Here is an 18,129-nt window from a genome sequence, read left to right as displayed (position 1 = left end):
GGGGGGAAGGCGATGTCCATTGACGTTGGATTAATATTTCAAATCGCCGGAATCGGCATTGTTTTAGCTTTCATTCATACCGTACTAAAAGAATTAAAGCGAGAGGATATTGCAAATTGGGTTATCCTTGTCGGCTTTGTCGTCATTTTGTTTCATGTTGCATTTTTAATTAATACTCTGTTCGACAAGATTAAAAGTGTCTTTCTCTTCCAGTAAAGGAGGCGGTTCGAATCGAAATTATACAAATTGTCGGATTAGGCCTCGTTGCTACATTTTTAGCTGCTATTTTAAATCAGCATAAATCTAGTATTACATCGTTATTTATTGTGTTCGTTGGTAGCGTAATGTTTCTTCTCTTAATCGATCAAATTCATTCTATCTTGCAAATGATTGAGAGAGTGGCGAGTGAAGCGAAGGTTAGCAACGTATATGTAGAGACATTATTGAAAATTATAGGGATTGCTTATATCGCTGAGTTTGGTGCGCAAATTACAAAAGATGCTGGTCAAGGTGCAATCGCTTCGAAAATTGAATTAGCTGGGAAAATTTTAATTCTCGTTATGGCAATTCCTATTTTGACGGTTGTAATTGAAACAATTCTCGGGTTTTTACCTACGGGATAAGGGGGAGTGAATGTTGAGGAAGTTTGGAGCTAAGCTGCTATTTGCTTGCTTCCTTTTCTTTTCTTTACCGATTGTTGTACAAGCTTCTCCTGTAGAAACAAACGTCGTTGATCAACAATTGGATAGGCTCGGAATTGAAGATGTGAAGCAATTTTGGGACGGGCTTGTTACAAAATATGGAGGCTATTTACCAGAGAGTCAAAAAGGAAGCTTTATGGAGTTTGTAAAGGGAGAAAAAGAATTCTCCATAAAAGAGTGGATGATAGGTCTATTAAAATATTTATTTCACGAGCTTGTTGCAAATGGAAAGTTACTCGGAACGCTCATTATGCTCACAATTTTTAGTGCATTGTTGCAATCACTACAATCTTCTTTTTCAAAGAGTAGCGTAAGTAAAATTGCGGATGCAGTCGTATATATGGTACTTATTATTTTCGCTTTAAATAGCTTTTATGTTGTCATGACATATGCAAGAGAAACGATACAAACAATGGTAGATTTCATACTAGCCCTATTGCCAATTTTACTTGCACTGATAGCAACCGGGGGCGGTGTTGTTTCTGTATCATTTTTTCATCCAATCATCATTTTCTTAATGAATACGAGCGGGCTTCTGATGAATTATATCGTTCTACCACTTTTATTACTTGCAACTATATTAAGTATTGTAAGCACGATGAGTGATCAATATAAAGTTACGAAATTGTCCAAGCTTTTGCAGAACGTTAGTGTTGGGATTATCGGAATCTTTTTGACGATTTTTTTAGGGGTATTATCTGTACAGGGAACAGCGTCAGCCGTTGCTGACGGCATAGCTGTGAAAACTGCTAAATTTGTAACAGGAAACTTCATTCCTGTAGTAGGAAGGATGTTTACTGAGGCGGCGGATACTGTTATTAGTGCATCTGGATTATTAAAAAACACAGTCGGAATTATCGGGCTCGTTATTTTATGCTTAATTGTCGCTTTTCCAGCGATTCAAATATTTTGTATCGCGTTTATTTATAAATTCGCGGCAGCAGTATTGCAACCAGTTGGCGGAGGCGCAATTATTCAATGTTTAGATATTATCGGGCGAAGTATCATTTATGTATTTGCTTGTTTAGCTATCGTATCGTTTATGTTCTTTTTAAGTATCACAATTATTATTGCTGCGGGGAACATTACGCTCATGATGCGATAGGAGGTGAAGAGTATGCAATTTGTTACAGAGTGGATTAGAAATATTATCGTTTTTTTACTCTTAGCGACAATGCTTCATCTTATTCTTCCGAATTCAAACTTACAAAAGTACGTTAAATTCGTTGTAAGTCTATTATTAATTGTATTAATTTTAACGCCCCTTTTTAAATTATTACAAACAGATGTGAACGAGGTAATCGCAAATTTTAACGAAGAAAAATATGTAGCAGATGGATCAGTAAAAAATTCAATAGATTCGAAGAAAAAAGAAATACAAGCTCTAACACGTGCATATAGTTTAGAAGAGATGGCTACCAAAATGAAAAAAGAAGTAGGAAAAGAGTTTGAGAAAAAGTATGGTATGACAGTCTCTGAAATACAAATAGTCGCAGCGGAACATGCAGAAGAAGTGAAGTCAGCGAAAGATATTCAATCTGTTGTTGTGACGTTGAAAGAAAAAGAACGTAGTAAAAATGATGTAATCGAAACAGTAAAGCAAGTTGAAATTAATACGAAAGAACCTCCAAAAAAATTAGAAGAAACGAATGTAGAAATGAAAAATTTCTTTTCAAGCAGGTGGCAACTAGAGGATAAACAAATCCAAGTTCAAATGGAAGGGAGGACAGGTAGAGTAAATGGACAATAAAGATAAAAATTCGAAGTTCTCATTTTTTCGAAACTTATTAAATGGGGATGAAAAAGAAAGTAATGAGAAGGGAAAAAAGGTAACACCTAAGTTTTTACTTGTCCTACTTATACTTGGGATTTTGCTTATGTTTTCTAGTAAGTTCTTTTCACCCAAAAAAGAAGAAGTACCTGTGTTTAAAGAACAAAAAACTCAAAACCAAGAAAAGGACGTACCAACTTTCGGACAAAAAAATAACGATAATATGTCAAATGTAGAAAAATATGAAAAAGCGTATGAGCAAGAATTGAAAGCCTCTTTAGAAGAGATAGCGGGAGTAAAAGATGTAACGATTAAAGTAAATTTAGATTCATCTGAAGAAAAAATACTTGAGAAAAATACGGTGAAACGCTCACAAACGACAGGTGAAACTGATAAAACAGGCGGGAAAAGGGAAGTAGACGACGAGTCTCTTGATGTAAAGACAGTCATTATACGTGAAGGTGATAAAGAAACTCCAATTGTTTTGCGAACAGAGAAACCGAAAGTACGAGGTGTTCTTGTCGTAGCAAAGGGAGTGGATAATATACAAATAAAAGCAATAGTAAAAGAAGCTGTGACGCGATTGTTAGATGTGCCAGCTCATCGCGTTTCAGTATCACCGAAAAATTGATAGGGAGGAAATGAAGTGTTAAAAAAACAAACAGTTTGGCTATTAACGATGTTAAGTTTAGTTGTTGTACTATCTGTTTATTACGTGACAACTCCTGAGAAAATGAACAATGCGGCACCAACAACGAGTGAAAAGATGGGACAAGAAAAGCAAGGTGCTGATAAAGCGGTCACAAAAGAAACAACGAAAGAAACTACGAATAAAGAGACAACAAAAGAAAGTACAAGTAAGGAAACTACAAATAAAGAAACAGACAAAAAAGAGAATGCTAAAAAAGAGACAAGTAAAAAAGATGCTAACGTAACAGTTCAATCAAGTGATGAGAATTTCACAGCTTTACGTATGCAAATGGAAGATCAGCGTAGTGCTGAAAAAGAAAAGTTACAAGGTGTAATGAATTCATCAAAATCTTCAGCAGAAGAAAAGAGTAAAGCGAAAGATAATCTAGATGCAATCACTACAATGGAAACGAAGCAAGAATTACTTGAAACAGTGATTAAGTCTCAAGGTGGATATAAAGATGCTCTTGTAAGAGCTGATGGAACTGATATTAAAGTAACAGTTAAATCGGCAAAGCATTCACAAAAAGAAGCGAATAAAATTATTCAGCTTGTAAGAAGTGAAGGCGGCTCAAAAGATGTAGGGGTAAAATTTGATCCATCAGTAAAATAAAGTGAACTTTAAATTAGATAAAAAGAATAATAGAAAAAAGCTATCGCTTTCGATAGCTTTTTTCTATTTCATCTTTGTAGCTGCATTTAGTATTTTCAATTGGAAACGGGGAAATACGCTGTGAGTAAAAGATTAATGGTTCATGATACTGGTGATTACTTTTTCCGGATTTGACGTGGATGAAGAGGACCAATGTCCAAATCATTACGGCAGGCAAGAACAGAATGAGCCATATCATATGTCCACACCTCACTACAATAAATTTTCTACACTTTGAACATACTATTCTTTTATGAAGGAAGAATGAACGGCGCGTAAACAAAAAAATAATATTTGGTAAAAATATGTTTTTTTACCGTAGATAAAATGAAGAATACTGAGGGGATTACGTGTATACACTGTACAGTTTTGAAAATGTAAAGAATGTTTTTTAGTAAGTGGTCTTGCCAATTTTGTGTGAAACTTGGTATTATTACTAGGTAATAAATTTTTAGTGGAATAATATTTTTACAGGAGTTTCGATTTATAATAAAGAAATATAAATTGGAATGTTTAAAAAATTTATCGTAAGATGGGAATAGTAAATAGTTCTATTAGTAAATGTCATAGGAATGAAATGTCTAATAGAATACATCGTATTTTTACAGTCAATCAGTTTTATTGATGCCAATCTGTAAAAACGGGACAAACAAGAGTATGGGAGTGGATTTTACATGTTTAAAATTCAAGAAGTTCGTGAATTAATTAAATTAATTGATAGCTCTAATATTGATGAATTTGAATACAAAAAAGATGGTACAACAATCAAAATGAAAAAACGTGGTAATGAAGTTGTTACTATGCAAGCACCGGTAACGCAACAAGTAGTGCAACCAGCGGCACCTGTTGAAGTAGAAACAACAGTAGCGGCAGCGCAAGTAGAAGTGGCAAAACAAGAAGAGAAGAAAGCTGTTCAAAATGAAAATCTACATAAAATTACATCACCAATGGTAGGAACATTTTATTCTTCTTCTTCACCTGATACACCTCAATATGTAAGTGTTGGGGATAAAGTATCGAAAGATTCTATCGTATGTATTGTTGAGGCTATGAAGTTATTTAACGAAATTGACGCAGATGTAGAAGGCGAAATTGTTGAAATTCTTGTTAATAACGGACAGCTTGTTGAGTATGGACAACCGCTATTTCTTGTAAAAGCGTAATAAGGGAGTCTTTGTGATGATAAAAAAAGTATTAATAGCCAATCGTGGGGAAATTGCTGTACGAATTATTCGTGCTTGTAAAGAAATGGATATTGAAACAGTTGCAATTTATTCAGAAGCAGACAAAGAGTCACTTCATGTCCAAATTGCAGATGAAGCGTATTGTGTTGGACCAACGATTTCGAAAGAAAGCTATTTAAATTTGACGAACATTATTAGCGTTGCGAAATTGACGGGTTGTGATGCAATTCATCCGGGATACGGATTTTTAGCAGAGAATGCAGATTTTGCAGAATTATGCCGTGAGTGTAACTTGATTTTTATCGGTCCAAGTCCGGAAGCAATTTCAAAGATGGGCACAAAAGACGTTGCACGTGATACAATGAAAGAAGCAGGGGTTCCGATTGTACCAGGTTCACAAGGGATTATTAAAAATACCGAAGAAGCGATCAAGCTTGCTAATCAAATTGGATATCCAGTTATTATTAAAGCGACTGCAGGTGGCGGTGGAAAAGGTATTCGTGTTGCACGCCATGAAGAAGAGCTTGTGAAAGGAATTCAAATTACACAGCAAGAAGCTAGTACCGCTTTTGGGAACCCTGGTGTATACTTAGAGAAGTACGTTGAAGATTTCCGCCATGTTGAGATTCAAATAATGGCAGATACACACGGAAATGCCATTCATTTAGGAGAGCGTGATTGTACAATTCAGCGCCGTCTGCAAAAACTATTAGAAGAAAGTCCATCACCTGCACTTGATGAAAACATTCGCAAGCAAATGGGTGAAGCGGCAGTTAAAGCGGCGGTAGCGGTTGATTATACAGGTGCTGGTACGGTTGAGTTTATTTATGAATATAAAACGAAAAGCTTTTATTTCATGGAGATGAATACGAGAATCCAAGTTGAACATCCAGTTACTGAAATGGTAACAGGGATAGATTTAATTAAAGAACAAATTCTTGTTGCTTCTGGAGAAAAGTTATCGTTACAGCAAGAGGAAGTACAATTTAATGGTTGGGCAATTGAATGTCGAATTAATGCGGAAAACCCTGCCAAAAAATTTATGCCATCTCCAGGTAAAGTAGAAATGTACTTACCACCAGGCGGATTTGGTATTCGCGTCGATTCAGCTGTATATCCGGGATATTCAATTCCACCTTTCTATGATTCGATGGTTGCTAAATTAATTGTTCACGGAAAAACACGTGAAGAGGCAATTGCAAAAATGAAGCGAGCGCTCAGTGAATTTGTCATTGAAGGCGTACATACAACAATCCCGTTCCATTTGCAATTGCTAGATCATCCTGATTTTGTAAAAGGTGAGTTTAACACGAAATTTTTGGAAGAGCATGAACTTGTGACGCAGTGATACATTAAAGGAGGTTTTTTTCATGGCTGAACATATGTTAGATATGGGTCAAGATACAACTCTTGGAAAAGTAGAAATTGCACCAGAAGTAATCGAAGTAATTGCAGGTATTGCAGCTGCTGAAGTAGAAGGTGTAGCGGCAATGCGTGGTAATTTTGCTACAGATGTTGTTGAGAAGTTAGGTAAGAAAAATCATGGTAAAGGTGTAAAGGTTGAATTAGCAAACGAAGATATTATTGTTGACCTTTATGTTGTTATGTATTTTGGTGTAGCAATTCCAGTTGTTGCACAAAAAATTCAAGACAATATTCGCCAAGCGCTCTTTACAATGACAGGACTTGAGCCAAAAGAAGTGAATGTTCACATCGTTGGCGTAACATTCGAAACACAAAAAACAGAAATCGAACCAGTGTAAGAGTGAAAAAAGGTGCCTAGTAAAATAGGCATCTTTTTTATCGTTTCATTTCTTCACAAATTAAAACCCTCTAATTATTATACTATTTCAAAAAATAAGAAATAAAAAAGAAAATGTTTCGTTTTTCCAAAAAACGTACATTGTGATAAGATATGGAACTTGAAGTTAATCTTTTTATTATTTTTCAGCCTTGTACCCCGTGTGTGAAACGATAAATTGTGTTATTATCATTGTATTATAAGGTTGGAAAATCAATGAAAACTGCAAGAGTAAGTGAATTGACGGCTTATAAATTATAATAATATAACAAAGTATAAGGAAAGACTTGAAGCATAAAGGAGAGTTACAATGAAACGTAGGACGGCTAGAGAAAGAGCGATGCAAGCATTATATCAAATGGATATTACAGGAGAATTAGAACCGAAAGTAGCGGTGGAAAATACGCTAGATGAAGGTGAAGAAACAAATGAGTTTCTAGAATCACTTGTTGTTGGTTTTGTAGAGAATAAAGAAGTAATTGATGAAGCGATTCGTCAAAACTTAAAAAAGTGGAAGTTTGAACGTATTAGTATTGTTGATCGCAGTATTTTACGTGTAGCTGTGTATGAAATGAAATACATGGAAGAAGTTCCACACAATGTAACAATTAACGAAGCAATTGAAATTGCTAAAACATTTGGGGATGAGGAATCTCGTCGTTTTATTAACGGCGTTTTATCTAATATAAAAGATACACTGTAATTTCTTTAAGGGGGAATCTTAAAATGGTAGCAGTAATCATCAAAGGAAATGAAGTTGCGGAGAAAAAACGAGCACAATTAAAAGAAGAAGTTGTGAAGTTAAAAGAGCAAGGGATTGTACCAGGATTAGCAGTTATTTTAGTTGGAGAAGATCCAGCATCTCGTTCTTATGTAAAAGGAAAAGAAAAAGGCTGTGAGCAAGTAGGAATCTATTCAGAGCTAATTGAACTTCCTGAAACGATTACTGAGGAGCGTTTGCTTGCTGAAATCGATCGTTTAAATGGAGACGACCGTATTAATGGCATATTAGTACAATTACCTTTACCAAAACATATTGAAGAAAAAGCTATCATTGAAAGAATTTCACCTGAAAAGGATGTAGATGGATTTCACCCAATTAGCGTGGGGCGTATGATGACAGGACAAGATACATTCCTACCATGCACACCGCACGGTATTGTGGAATTAGTAAAAGAAACAAATCTTGATATTTCTGGAAAGCATGTCGTTGTCATTGGAAGAAGTAATATTGTCGGTAAACCAGTGGGACAACTGTTTTTAAATGAAAATGCAACTGTCACATATTGTCATTCTAAGACGCAAAATATTAAAGAATTATCGAAGTTAGCTGATATTTTAATCGTAGCCGTTGGAAGACCGAAAATGGTAACAGCTGATTATATTAAAGAAGGTGCGGTTGTAATTGATGTCGGTGTAAATCGTTTGGAAACAGGAAAGCTTTGTGGTGATGTTGATTTTGATAATGTATTGGACATTGCGGGTTACATTACGCCTGTACCAAAAGGAGTTGGCCCAATGACTATTACAATGCTACTTCACAACACTGTTGAATCTGCAAAGCGTGCAGGTGTTGTTTGTAAATAATTTGAATCGGCTATGAGGAGAGAGCAATGGAGAAACAATATTTAACCGTTACAGCATTAACACGCTATATAAAAACAAAAATAGAGTACGACCCGCATTTGCAGTCTGTTTGGTTAAAAGGAGAAATTTCCAACTTTAAATATCATAGTCGTGGTCATATGTATTTTACATTGAAAGATGAAAATGCAAGAATTGCAGCGGTTATGTTTGCGGGTCATAATCGTAACATTAAATTCAGACCTGAAAATGGAATGAAAGTACTTGTAAAAGGAAAAATTTCCGTTTATGAGGCGAGTGGTTCTTATCAAATTTATATTCAAGACATGCAACCTGATGGAGTTGGAAATCTTCATTTAGCTTATGAACAATTAAAAGTCCGTTTAGAAGAAGAAGGGCTGTTTTCTCAAGTTTATAAGCGTCCAATCCCTGCGTATGCAAAAACAATTGGTGTTATAACGTCGCCAACAGGAGCAGCAATTCGCGATATTATAACAACGATTAAACGTCGTTATCCAATTGGAAACGTTATTGTGTTTCCTGTACTTGTACAAGGGGAGTCAGCGGCTCCCTCAATTGTACAAGCAATTCGCACAGCGAATGAAATGGGAGATATTGATGTTTTAATTGTTGGGCGTGGTGGGGGCTCTATTGAAGAATTATGGGCCTTTAATGAGGAAGTAGTTGCAAGAGCTATTTTTACAAGTGAAATTCCAATTATTTCAGCTGTAGGACATGAAACGGATTTTACAATTGCTGATTTTGTTGCTGATTTGCGTGCACCTACACCGACTGCAGCAGCAGAACTTGCGGCACCTAATATTCTTGAATTGCAAGAGAAAGTGCTACAAAGAACTCTCCGCTTGCAAAGAGCGATGAGAGAGATGGTACATAAAAAAGAAGAAAAACTACAAGTGTTACAAAAATCTTATGCGTTCCGTTATCCAAGGCAAGTGTACGAACAAAAAGAAGAGCAGTTAGATAGGGCTCTTGAACAACTTGTTTTAGCGAAAGAGCGTTATATAGATAAAAAAGTAAATCAATTAAAGCAACTTTCATTTTATTTAGAGAAGCACCACCCATCTCAAAAAATTATACAAACGAAAACTGCAATTGAAACGTTGCAAAAGCAATTGCAACGTGAAATGCAAACATTACTTCAAACGAAGGAGTTCGCATTTGTGAGAGCGGCTCAAAAGCTTGAAGCATTAAGCCCGCTTAAAGTAATGATGAGAGGGTATGGGCTTGTATACGATGAAGAGAAACAAGTATTAAAAAGTGTGAAAGATGTTAACCTTGGAGATGCTGTTTCGGTTCAATTACAAGATGGAATACTAGATTGTAGCGTATCGAGCATAGAGGAGCGTGAATTGAATAATGGAAAATAAGTTAAGCTTTGAAGAAGCAATTTCGCAGCTTGAGCATCTCGTTTCTAAGCTTGAACAAGGTGATGTACCTTTAGAAGAAGCAATTTCTTATTTTAAAGAAGGCATGGAGTTATCTAAGCTTTGTGATGAGAAATTGAAAGATGTACAAGAACAAATGGCAGTTATCCTTGGGGAAGATGGAGAGCTTGAACCGTTTACTGCTTTAGGAGATGAAGCATAGTGACACATATAGCTTTTGATGCTTTTTTGAAAGAGAGTAAAACTTTCGTAGAAGAAAAGCTTGTAAGCTATGCAAATGAATTACAATGTCCAAATGTGCTTCGTGAAGCGATGGCATATTCTTTGGAAGCGGGTGGGAAACGTCTCCGCCCGTTACTTTTATTTGCAACGTTACAAGCGTTTGGGAAAGAAAGAAATCTTGGCGTGGGTGCAGCTTGTGCCCTTGAAATGATTCATACATATTCGTTAATTCATGATGATTTACCTTGTATGGATGATGATGATCTAAGACGAGGGAAGCCCACAAATCATAAAGTATTTGGTGAAGCAATGGCGGTTTTAGCAGGAGATGGTTTGTTGACATATGCTTTTCAAGTTATTATGGCATATGAGCCAAAAGAAATCTCTGCTGAAAAAAAAGTAAGACTTGTACTTGAGCTTGCGAAAGCAGCAGGACCTGAAGGAATGGTTGCTGGACAAGTGGCAGATATGGAAGCTGAAGGAAAACGACTTACAATTAATGAATTAGAGTACATCCATAAGCATAAGACAGGAAAACTGCTTGAATTTGCTGTACTTGCAGGAGCGATACTTTCTGATGCTACAGAAGAGCAGGAAGAGAAGTTACTTACATTTGCGAAATATATCGGTCTAGCTTTCCAAATTAGAGATGATATTTTAGATGTAGAAGGTACAGAAGAAGAGATTGGCAAACCGATTGGTAGTGATGCTTCCAATGAAAAGAGCACATATACGACGTTATTTACTGTAGATAGAGCAAAATCTATTTTAGAGGAAACGATTGCAAAAGCAAAAGATGCTATTAATTCTTTACAATTACAAGATGAATATTTACTATCTATTTGTGATTTGATCGCAAAACGTAATAACTAATATAACAGCGTTTTCATTTGTTGAGTCATTCATCATTTTATGATATAAATGTAGGAAAAGGTTTTTCTTTTCTTGTTATTGGCAAAAATATATGTAGATTACATTGCCGTTATCACTTCGTGTTAGCGGCTATTTTTTCATCGCGTAAAGAAATATGATGTATAATAGGGTAAGTGAAAAAATGGAAGTATTTTCTGAAACAGGACAAGATAAAAAGAATAGAAAAGAGAATTTCTTGTGTTGTGTAAATGTTTCTTATACTATTTGACATGTTGACAGATTATGAAATGAAAGTGAGTGATCCATGTGGATCTAACGCAAATTCAAAACCCTAGTTTTTTGAAAGATATGTCTATCAGTGAACTAGAGGGATTGAGTGAGGATATTCGTAAGTTTTTAATTGAAGAGCTCTCTCAAACAGGTGGACATATTGCACCTAATTTAGGTGTAGTAGAACTCACAATTGCTCTGCATAAATTATTTGATAGTCCGAAAGATAAATTTTTATGGGACGTAGGACATCAATCCTATGTACATAAAATTTTAACCGGACGTGCGAAAGAATTTGGCACATTAAGACAATACCAAGGTTTATGTGGTTTCCCAAAACGCTGTGAGAGTGAGCATGATGTATGGGAAACTGGCCATAGCTCGACGTCACTATCTGCTGCGATGGGGATGGCTCTTGCGCGTGATATAAAGAAAACGAAAGAATATGTTATACCAATCATTGGAGATGGTGCTTTAACGGGCGGAATGGCTTTAGAAGCATTGAACCATATTGGGCATGAAAAAACAGACATGATTGTTATTTTGAATGACAATGAAATGTCAATCGCACCGAACGTCGGTGCACTTCATAATGTACTTGGTCGTTTACGTACTGCAGGGAAATACCATTGGGTGAAAGATGAGCTGGAGTATATATTGAAAAAAATCCCAGCAGTCGGTGGGAAAGTGGCTGCGACAGCAGAAAAAATAAAGGATAGTCTAAAATATTTACTAGTATCAGGTGTCTTTTTTGAAGAATTAGGCTTTACATATTTAGGTCCGGTCGATGGGCATGATTATGAAAAGTTATTCGAAACGTTGCAATATGCAAAGAAAACAAAAGGCCCAGTACTTGTTCATGTTATTACGAAAAAAGGAAAAGGTTATAAACCAGCTGAGAGTGACGTTATTGGAACTTGGCATGGAACAGGACCTTATAAAATTGAATCAGGTGACTTTGTTAAGCCGAAGGAAGTTGCACCGGCATGGAGTGCTGTTGTTAGTGAAACAGTGCTTAAGCTAGCGAGAACGGATGAACGTATCGTTGCAATTACGCCTGCGATGCCTGTTGGATCGAAACTTGAGAAATTCCAAAAAGAATTCCCAGATCGCATGATTGATGTAGGTATTGCAGAACAGCATGCTACAACAATGGCAGCAGGTATGGCAACGCAAGGAATGAAGCCGTTTTTAGCAATTTATTCAACATTTTTACAAAGAGCATATGACCAAGTTGTTCATGATATATGCCGTCAAAATTTAAATGTTTTCATTGGAATAGATCGCTCTGGATTAGTAGGAGCAGATGGTGAAACACATCAAGGTGTATTTGACATCTCATTTTTACGTCACTTACCGAATATCGTGTTGATGATGCCAAAAGATGAAAATGAAGGGCAACATTTAGTATATACGGCGATGCAATACGAAGACGGACCAATCGCTTTACGTTATGCACGTGGTAATGGACTTGGCGTTCATATGGATGAAGAATTAAAGGCGATTCCAATTGGTACGTGGGAAACGTTAAAAGAAGGTACACAAGCAGCGATTTTAACATTTGGTACGACGATTCCAATGGCAATGGAAGCAGCTGAGCGTCTTGAAAAGGCTGGAGTTTCAGTTAAAGTAGTGAACGCTCGCTTTATTAAACCAATGGATGAAGCGTATTTACATGATCTCTTAGGAAAGAATATACCGATTTTAACGATTGAAGAAGCTTGTTTAATCGGTGGTTTTGGAACGGGAGTAGCTGAATTTGCGTCTGAGAATGGATACCATAGTGCATTAATTGAACGAATGGGCATTCCAGACCGTTTCATAGAGCACGGAAGTGTAACAAAATTATTAGAAGAAATTGGTTTAACGACAGATGCTGTTGTAGACCGTATTCATACAATGATTCCATCAAAACAAAAAAGGGCGTAACAAATGAGCGTAAAAAAAGAAAGAGTAGATGTACTATTAGTAGATCGAGGACTTATAGAAACGCGTGAGAAAGCTAAACGTGCTGTTATGGCAGGTCTTGTATATGCGAATGAAATGAGACTCGATAAGCCAGGAGAGAAAATTCCGCAAGATACGGAGATTACGGTGAAAGGGCAAGTTATGCCGTATGTAAGCCGTGGTGGTTATAAGCTTGAAAAGGCATTAGAAACATTTCAACTTGATTTGCAAGATAAAGTTATGATAGATATCGGTTCATCAACTGGTGGTTTTACAGATTGTGCGCTTCAAAATGGAGCGAAGTTATCCTATGCATTAGATGTAGGATATAATCAACTTGCGTGGAAATTGCGTCAAGATGAGCGTGTTGTTGTGATGGAACGAACGAACTTCCGTTACGTGACACCGGCAGATTTAGAGCGTGGTTTACCTCAGTTTGCAAGTATCGATGTTTCATTTATATCATTAAAGCTTATATTGCCGGTTTTAAAAACAATGCTTATGCAAAAGGGTGATGTAGCGGCATTAATTAAACCGCAGTTTGAAGCTGGGCGAGAACAAGTTGGGAAAAAAGGTATTGTTCGTGATAGAAAAGTACACGAGGCTGTCGTGGAAATGATTGTCGATTTTGCTCTGAAAGAAGGCTATGATGTAGAAGGTTTAACATTCTCACCTATTACAGGTGGAGATGGTAATATTGAATTTTTAATTCATCTAAAGTGGCACGGTGAACGTGAGAATGGCGAAAATCATTCTCCAGTTTCTATTGAGCAAGTTGTTACAGAAGCACATGAGGTATTAAAACAAAAAGGGAAAGGGGAATAACATATGTTGTTCCTCTTTTTGTTGTAATTGTATAATGATTGTAAAAACAATTGTGTACAAGTAACGGATTATACGTTAACATAAATAAGTGAAGTATACCAATGTTTAAACTATGGTAAGAGATAGTGTGAGGTGCAAATGTATGAATAAAGGTCAGCGCCATATTAAAATCAGGGAAATTATTGCGAACAAAGAAATTGAAACACAAGATGAACTAGTTGATATTTTACGTAATGAGGGATTTAATGTAACGCAAGCAACAGTATCACGCGATATTAAAGAACTGCATTTAGTGAAGGTGCCATTACATGATGGTCGCTATAAATATAGCTTGCCAGCAGATCAACGATTTAACCCGTTGCAAAAATTAAAACGAAATCTAGTGGATTCATTTGTAAAATTAGACACGGCAGGACATATGCTTGTGCTAAAAACATTGCCTGGTAACGCTCATTCACTTGGGGCACTTATTGATCATTTAGAGTGGGATGAGATCATCGGAACCATTTGTGGTGATGATACTTGCTTAATTATTTGCCGTACACCTGAAGATACAGGTGTTGTCTCTGATCGTTTCTTAAATATGCTGTAACAGAAAAATCTTGTTTGCTTTCCTCTGCAAAGTGGAAAGTAAACAAGATATTTTTATTGGCTAAAAATATGGATTTTCAAATACAATACATTATTTTTTTTGAATAAAGTTAGAAAATAGGTGGATTGACCCGTAAAACAAATGTTTGGTACAATGGAGCGGGTTAGAAGAGTAATTTATACATATAAACATATAGTATAACTATTTGAATGAAGAATACTGAGAAAAGCCCTTAATAGGGGATTAGTTAATAACGAGGTGAATGGGGCATTGTTATCGGAATTATCGATTAGAAACTTTGCTATTATTGAGGCATTAAATATTTCTTTCCAAAAAGGTTTAACTGTTTTAAGTGGTGAAACAGGAGCTGGAAAATCCATTATTATTGATGCAATTAGTTTGCTTGTTGGTGGCCGTGGTTCAGCGGAATTTGTTCGATACGGAACAGAAAAGGCTGAGATAGAGGGATTATTCTATGTAGAAGATGATAAGCATCCATGTATCGCAAAGGCAGAAGAGTTAGATATAGAAATAGAAGATGGTATGATCATTTTGAAGCGTGATATTGCTGCGAACGGAAAAAGTGTATGTCGTGTAAATGGGAAACTTGTTACACTCAGCATATTAAAAGAGATTGGGAAAACGCTTGTTGATATTCATGGACAGCATGAAACGCAAGATTTAATGAATGAAGAACGTCATATGTTTATGCTCGATCATTTTGATGGAGATCGTATTGTTAAACAATTGGACGTATATCAAAATGTATACGCGGACTATGAGAAATTAAAAAAACAGTTAAAATCTTTAAGTGAAAATGAACAACAAATGGCCCATCGTCTAGATTTAATTCAATTCCAACATGAAGAAATTCGTAAAGCGGATTTAAAAATGGATGAAGAATATGAATTGACTGAGGAACGATTAAAAATCTCCAATTTTGAAAAGATTTATAAAGCGTTAGGAGATGCGTATCGTTCGTTAAGTTCGGACGGACAGGGGTTAGATCATGTAAGAAATGCAATGGCACAAATGGAGAGTATTACGCACTTAGATGAAGCGTATCAAGAAAATCATGATTCAATTGCAAATAGCTATTACTTATTAGAAGAAGTTGCATATCAGCTTAGAGAAAAGTTAGATATGATGGAATATGATCCGAAACGTTTAGATGAAATTGAAACGCGTTTGAATGAAATCCGTATGTTAAAGAGAAAGTATGGAAATACTGTAGAAGAGATTTTAGCGTATGCAGATAAAATTGAACAAGAAATTTTTACGATTGAAAATAAAGACGTACATATTGAAACGACGAGAAAGCAGTTAAAGGAATTAGAAGTTGTTATTCTAAAAGAGGCAACGTTGTTAAGTGATATGCGTCATGAACTTGCAGATCATCTTACAAGCGCAATTCATCAAGAGTTAAAAGAACTATATATGGAAAAAACGAAATTTGAAGTGAGAATCATGAAGAGGGAAGGAAACGCAGAAGAACCTCTTGTAGAAGGAACACCGGTGAAACTTACGACGGATGGCTACGATCATGTGGAGTTTTATATTTCAACGAACCCAGGTGAACCGTTAAAGCCGCTTTCAAGGGTCGCTTCTGGCGGAGAGTTATCTCGTATTATTTTAGCTTTAAAAAGCATTTTTTCTAAGCATCAAGGTGTTGCATCTGTTATTTTTGATGAAGTGGATACGGGTGTGAGTGGTCGGGTTGCACAGGCTATTGCGGAAAAAATTTATCGTGTATCAGTAAACTCGCAAGTACTTTGTATTACGCACTTACCTCAAGTAGCTTCAATGGCGGACTCGCATTTATTTATTAGAAAACAAGTGGCGAATGATCGGACGATTACATCCGTTACTGTGTTAAGCACGGATGAAAAAGTAACAGAAATTGCTCGAATGATTTCTGGTGTGGAAATTACAGATTTAACGACAGAACATGCGAAAGAGTTACTTACGCAAGCACATCATTTCAAGCAGACAGCAGAGGCTATCCAGTAATGGATAGCTTTTTTTCTCAAATGACGATTTCTTAATTCTTCCGGTTATAAATAAAGCACTGCAAGGAGAGATTAAAAAGTGAAGCCAAGAGGCTGAATGTGGGGTAGGAGCGAGGAGAGTGAACAAATTGAAATTAGAAAGATTTCGAAAAATAATAGGTCTTTGTCTCCTTGTTTCTCTAGTTCTTATTGGATGTTTTAAACCGCTTCGAACGTTTATTTCATCCCCGAAGCAACTTGTTGTTTTTGAAGGACAACAATCAGAAATAGCATCATTACCAGTTTTTAAGGCCTCATCTACAAATCGTAATGTATTTACAGTAAGTTCAAATGAACAAGAACTTATGGTAAATTCTCACCAAAATGGTGAAGCTGATATGGTGTTTCAACTCGCTGGTTTTCCAGTGAAAAAAGTAAATGTGAAAGTATTAAAAGATTTTAAAGTTATCCCAGGTGGACAATCGATTGGTGTGAAATTGAACACAAAAGGTGTACTTGTTGTAGGCCATCATTTAATTCAAACTGAAAAGGGTAAAGTATCTCCTGGTGAAACAGCTGGTGTACAGATTGGGGATATGATTACTGAAATTAATGGTAAAACAATTGAAAGAATGAGCGATGTAGCACCATTTATTCATAATAGTGGAGAAACAGGTGAACCGCTTAATCTTGTTTTATTAAGAGATGGAAAATACATTCGCACTAAGCTAACACCACAAAAAGACACTGGCGAATCCTCTTACCGAATTGGACTATATATTCGTGATTCAGCAGCTGGTATCGGAACGATGACATTTGTACATCCAGATTCCATGAAATATGGGGCGCTTGGTCATGTGATTTCCGATAATGATACAAAAAAGCCGATTCAAGTAGAAGATGGACAAATTATGCGTTCGACAGTAACGTCTATTGAAAGAGGGAGTCACGGGAACCCAGGGGAAAAATTAGCAAGATTTTCACCAGACCGTGAAGTAATTGGTAATATTACAGTAAATAGTCCGTTTGGTATTTTTGGGAAATTGAACACAAATATGACAAACGGTATAATGGATAAAGCAATGCCTATCGCATTATCCCATCAAGTAAAAGAAGGGCCAGCGAAAATATTAACAGTTATTGATCAAGATAAAGTAGAAGCATTTGATATTGAAGTTGTTAGCACAGTACCGCAAAAGTTCCCAGCTACAAAAGGTATGGTAATAAAAGTGACAGATAAACGCTTGTTAGCGAAAACAGGTGGCATTGTACAAGGGATGAGTGGAAGTCCAATTGTACAAAATGGAAAAGTAATTGGTGCTGTTACACATGTATTTGTAAATGATCCAACGTCAGGATACGGTGTTCATATTGAATGGATGTTACATGAAGCTGGAATTAATATTTATGATCAAGAAAGAAAAGCGAGCTAATACATATTAGCTCGCTTTTCTATTGAAAAATTCGTTGAAATTTTGTAAAAGCTCCGCAAGAGCTGTTTTTTGTTGTAAAATATAAGCAAAGGGTTGAACGTTTCGCTGGAATTCTATGATGGAATGTGTTGCGAAAGAAAAAAAATGAACGATAAACATATTTTTTTGTGATTTTATCGGAAAGTAGGAA

At 36.1% G+C, this 18,129-nt stretch carries 20 protein-coding genes; 19 read left to right on the top strand and 1 reads right to left on the bottom strand.

Annotated features, from left to right (window positions below; translation table 11 throughout):
• The first annotated feature begins 12 nt into the window (after positions 1-12).
• The 6 genes from spoIIIAC to ACTFQM_RS15955 are packed head-to-tail and all read left to right on the top strand — an operon-like array spanning position 13 to position 3,775.
• Entirely contained in the window at positions 13-216 is a 204-nt protein-coding gene (gene spoIIIAC / locus ACTFQM_RS15980; RefSeq protein WP_000020914.1) for a stage III sporulation protein AC, read from the top strand.
• A gap of 23 nt (positions 217-239) precedes the next feature.
• Positions 240-623: a stage III sporulation protein AD gene (spoIIIAD, locus tag ACTFQM_RS15975; protein WP_097902632.1), complete on the top strand. Its 384-nt coding sequence runs from the start codon at positions 240-242 to the stop codon at positions 621-623.
• A gap of 10 nt (positions 624-633) precedes the next feature.
• Positions 634-1,806, top strand: a complete 1,173-nt coding sequence (gene spoIIIAE / locus ACTFQM_RS15970) for a stage III sporulation protein AE (protein WP_440035168.1) — start codon at positions 634-636, stop codon at positions 1,804-1,806.
• 12 nt (positions 1,807-1,818) lie between these two features.
• Positions 1,819-2,451 (top strand): stage III sporulation protein AF, encoded by a 633-nt coding sequence (gene spoIIIAF, locus ACTFQM_RS15965; RefSeq protein ID WP_440035166.1) that lies wholly within the window; start codon positions 1,819-1,821, stop codon positions 2,449-2,451.
• Positions 2,441-3,103, top strand: a complete 663-nt coding sequence (gene spoIIIAG / locus ACTFQM_RS15960) for a stage III sporulation protein AG (protein WP_440035165.1) — start codon at positions 2,441-2,443, stop codon at positions 3,101-3,103. Before spoIIIAF ends, spoIIIAG begins: the two co-directional genes overlap by 11 nt.
• Positions 3,104-3,118: 15 nt before the next feature.
• Positions 3,119-3,775, top strand: coding sequence for a SpoIIIAH-like family protein (locus ACTFQM_RS15955; RefSeq protein ID WP_071718652.1), 657 nt, complete (start codon positions 3,119-3,121; stop codon positions 3,773-3,775).
• 40 nt (positions 3,776-3,815) lie between these two features.
• Here ACTFQM_RS15955 and ACTFQM_RS15950 read toward each other — a convergent pair whose 3' ends face one another.
• Entirely contained in the window at positions 3,816-4,013 is a 198-nt protein-coding gene (locus tag ACTFQM_RS15950; protein ID WP_081806845.1) for a DNA recombination protein RecO, read from the bottom strand.
• A 475-nt stretch (positions 4,014-4,488) separates the two neighbouring features.
• On the opposite strand from ACTFQM_RS15950, the gene accB reads away from it, so the two are divergent.
• The 13 genes from accB to spoIVB all read left to right on the top strand — a co-directional run bounded on the left by accB (position 4,489) and on the right by spoIVB (position 17,939).
• Positions 4,489-4,977: an acetyl-CoA carboxylase biotin carboxyl carrier protein gene (accB, locus tag ACTFQM_RS15945; RefSeq protein WP_002173411.1), complete on the top strand. Its 489-nt coding sequence runs from the start codon at positions 4,489-4,491 to the stop codon at positions 4,975-4,977.
• A 16-nt stretch (positions 4,978-4,993) separates the two neighbouring features.
• Positions 4,994-6,346 carry an acetyl-CoA carboxylase biotin carboxylase subunit gene (gene accC / locus ACTFQM_RS15940; RefSeq protein WP_440035162.1) on the top strand — a complete coding sequence of 451 codons (1,353 nt, stop codon included), beginning with the start codon at positions 4,994-4,996 and terminating at the stop codon, positions 6,344-6,346.
• 22 nt (positions 6,347-6,368) lie between these two features.
• Positions 6,369-6,761 carry an Asp23/Gls24 family envelope stress response protein gene (locus ACTFQM_RS15935; protein WP_000807630.1) on the top strand — a complete coding sequence of 131 codons (393 nt, stop codon included), beginning with the start codon at positions 6,369-6,371 and terminating at the stop codon, positions 6,759-6,761.
• Between the two features lie 348 nt (positions 6,762-7,109).
• Positions 7,110-7,502 (top strand): N utilization substance protein NusB, encoded by a 393-nt coding sequence (nusB, locus tag ACTFQM_RS15930; protein ID WP_002173409.1) that lies wholly within the window; start codon positions 7,110-7,112, stop codon positions 7,500-7,502.
• Between the two features lie 23 nt (positions 7,503-7,525).
• A complete protein-coding gene (folD, locus tag ACTFQM_RS15925; RefSeq protein WP_025150069.1) occupies positions 7,526-8,386 on the top strand; it encodes a bifunctional methylenetetrahydrofolate dehydrogenase/methenyltetrahydrofolate cyclohydrolase FolD in 861 nt (286 codons plus the stop codon).
• A gap of 26 nt (positions 8,387-8,412) precedes the next feature.
• On the top strand, positions 8,413-9,771 hold the full coding sequence (xseA, locus tag ACTFQM_RS15920; protein WP_071718656.1) for an exodeoxyribonuclease VII large subunit: 1,359 nt from the start codon (positions 8,413-8,415) through the stop codon (positions 9,769-9,771).
• Positions 9,761-9,991 carry an exodeoxyribonuclease VII small subunit gene (gene xseB, locus ACTFQM_RS15915; RefSeq protein WP_002173406.1) on the top strand — a complete coding sequence of 77 codons (231 nt, stop codon included), beginning with the start codon at positions 9,761-9,763 and terminating at the stop codon, positions 9,989-9,991. Before xseA ends, xseB begins: the two co-directional genes overlap by 11 nt.
• The gene (ispA, locus tag ACTFQM_RS15910) at positions 9,991-10,884 is read left to right on the top strand and encodes a (2E,6E)-farnesyl diphosphate synthase (RefSeq protein ID WP_025150071.1); all 894 of its coding nucleotides are present in this window, start codon (positions 9,991-9,993) and stop codon (positions 10,882-10,884) included. The genes xseB and ispA overlap by 1 nt, the downstream gene beginning before the upstream one ends.
• 306 nt (positions 10,885-11,190) lie before the next feature.
• Entirely contained in the window at positions 11,191-13,083 is a 1,893-nt protein-coding gene (gene dxs / locus ACTFQM_RS15905; RefSeq protein ID WP_002173404.1) for a 1-deoxy-D-xylulose-5-phosphate synthase, read from the top strand.
• 3 nt (positions 13,084-13,086) lie between these two features.
• Positions 13,087-13,926, top strand: coding sequence for a TlyA family RNA methyltransferase (locus ACTFQM_RS15900; protein ID WP_440035159.1), 840 nt, complete (start codon positions 13,087-13,089; stop codon positions 13,924-13,926).
• A 142-nt stretch (positions 13,927-14,068) separates the two neighbouring features.
• On the top strand, positions 14,069-14,518 hold the full coding sequence (gene argR / locus ACTFQM_RS15895; RefSeq protein WP_001032581.1) for an arginine repressor ArgR: 450 nt from the start codon (positions 14,069-14,071) through the stop codon (positions 14,516-14,518).
• A gap of 270 nt (positions 14,519-14,788) precedes the next feature.
• Positions 14,789-16,528, top strand: coding sequence for a DNA repair protein RecN (recN, locus tag ACTFQM_RS15890; RefSeq protein WP_440035157.1), 1,740 nt, complete (start codon positions 14,789-14,791; stop codon positions 16,526-16,528).
• 118 nt (positions 16,529-16,646) lie between these two features.
• On the top strand, positions 16,647-17,939 hold the full coding sequence (spoIVB, locus tag ACTFQM_RS15885; RefSeq protein ID WP_002173401.1) for a SpoIVB peptidase: 1,293 nt from the start codon (positions 16,647-16,649) through the stop codon (positions 17,937-17,939).
• The last annotated feature ends 190 nt before the right edge of the window (positions 17,940-18,129 follow it).

This window comes from Bacillus cereus group sp. MYBK30-2 (assembly GCF_051915945.1).
Classification (GTDB): domain Bacteria; phylum Bacillota; class Bacilli; order Bacillales; family Bacillaceae_G; genus Bacillus_A; species Bacillus_A paramycoides.
The sequence above is the reverse complement of the archived record's forward strand: the minus strand, read 5'-3'. Positions and strand labels throughout refer to the sequence as shown.

Excerpts from the sequence above, each read along its gene's own strand:
- spoIIIAC (WP_000020914.1), top strand. The coding sequence starts at position 13 with ATGTCCATTGACGTTGGATTAATATTTCAAATCGCCGGAATCGGCATT.
- argR (WP_001032581.1), top strand. The coding sequence starts at position 14,069 with ATGAATAAAGGTCAGCGCCATATTAAAATCAGGGAAATTATTGCGAAC.
- spoIIIAF (WP_440035166.1), top strand. The coding sequence starts at position 1,819 with ATGCAATTTGTTACAGAGTGGATTAGAAATATTATCGTTTTTTTACTC.
- accC (WP_440035162.1), top strand. The coding sequence starts at position 4,994 with ATGATAAAAAAAGTATTAATAGCCAATCGTGGGGAAATTGCTGTACGA.
- spoIIIAG (WP_440035165.1), top strand. The coding sequence starts at position 2,441 with ATGGACAATAAAGATAAAAATTCGAAGTTCTCATTTTTTCGAAACTTA.
- folD (WP_025150069.1), top strand. The coding sequence starts at position 7,526 with ATGGTAGCAGTAATCATCAAAGGAAATGAAGTTGCGGAGAAAAAACGA.
- xseA (WP_071718656.1), top strand. The coding sequence starts at position 8,413 with ATGGAGAAACAATATTTAACCGTTACAGCATTAACACGCTATATAAAA.
- nusB (WP_002173409.1), top strand. The coding sequence starts at position 7,110 with ATGAAACGTAGGACGGCTAGAGAAAGAGCGATGCAAGCATTATATCAA.
- spoIIIAE (WP_440035168.1), top strand. The coding sequence starts at position 634 with ATGTTGAGGAAGTTTGGAGCTAAGCTGCTATTTGCTTGCTTCCTTTTC.
- xseB (WP_002173406.1), top strand. The coding sequence starts at position 9,761 with ATGGAAAATAAGTTAAGCTTTGAAGAAGCAATTTCGCAGCTTGAGCAT.
- ACTFQM_RS15900 (WP_440035159.1), top strand. The coding sequence starts at position 13,087 with ATGAGCGTAAAAAAAGAAAGAGTAGATGTACTATTAGTAGATCGAGGA.
- ACTFQM_RS15950 (WP_081806845.1), bottom strand. The coding sequence starts at position 4,013 with ATGATATGGCTCATTCTGTTCTTGCCTGCCGTAATGATTTGGACATTG.
- accB (WP_002173411.1), top strand. The coding sequence starts at position 4,489 with ATGTTTAAAATTCAAGAAGTTCGTGAATTAATTAAATTAATTGATAGC.
- ACTFQM_RS15935 (WP_000807630.1), top strand. The coding sequence starts at position 6,369 with ATGGCTGAACATATGTTAGATATGGGTCAAGATACAACTCTTGGAAAA.